A 998-nucleotide genomic window follows, 5' to 3' on the forward strand; every position below is an offset into this window, starting at 1 on the left:
GGCGGCGCTGAGCGATGAGAGTCAGGTAGTGGTGTCGGCATTCCATTTTATTGAGCACATACCATTCGCCAGTTTGCAACTGTTGGTCCGTGAGGCGTTGCGTGTCCTCAAGCCTGCAGGGCTGTTGATCATGGAAACGCCGAATGCGGAAAATCTGTTGGTTGGCACTAATAATTTCTACTTCGACCCGACTCACGAAAAGCCCATACCTCATTTGTTGCTCAGCTTTTTGACCGAGTACACGGGGTTTGCCCGCTCCAAGTTGGTCCGTCTGCAGGAGCCAGCTGCGCTTCATGACGCGCCGCAACTCACCTTATTGGATGTTTTGAAGGGGGTTAGTCCTGATTACGCGATCATTGCGCAGAAGGCGGCGACTGCCGAACAATTGGCGGTTTTCGATCCTTGCTTTGATCGTGCTTACGGTTTGAGTCAGGAAGCCTTGGGGGAGCGTTATGAGCAACACATGGAGCGTCGCTTCCGGGCAACGCTCGAAGACCGCAGTCTACAGAAAATAGAGCACCTAGAGGAAATACAGAATCAGGGTGCCAACGTGTCGGCCGAATTGCAGCGACAGAGTGTCGAACTGTCAGCCGAATTGCAGCGCCAGAGTGTCGAACTGTCAGCCGAGTTGCAGCGCCAGAGTGTCGAACTGGCAGCTGAGTTGCAGCGCCAGAGTGTCGAACTGGCAGCTGAGTTGCACCGCCAGAGTGTCGAGCGAGCAGCCGAGTTGCAACGCCATAGTGTCGAGCAGGCAGTCGAGTTGCAGCGCCAGAGTGTTGAACTTGAAGCCGAGTTACAGCGCCATTTTGTCGAATTCGAAGGGGAGTTGCACCGCCAGAGTGTCGAGCGAGCAGCCGAGTTGCGACACCATAGTGTCGAACTGGAAGCCATGACGCAGCGCCAGAGTGTCGAGCAGGCAGTCGAGTTGCAGCGCCAGTGTGTTGAACTTGAAGCCGAGTTACCGCGCCAGTTTGTCGAATTGGAAGCGGAGTTGCAGC

Annotated in this window: 1 protein-coding gene; it reads left to right on the forward strand. The window is 55.4% G+C overall.

Going from position 1 to position 998, the window contains the following annotated elements:
- The coding region (locus AC1DRJ_RS29495; RefSeq protein ID WP_477805233.1) for a class I SAM-dependent methyltransferase at positions 1-998 on the forward strand (998 nt) is incomplete at both ends.

Source organism: Pseudomonas sp. P5_B2 (genome assembly GCF_056400445.1).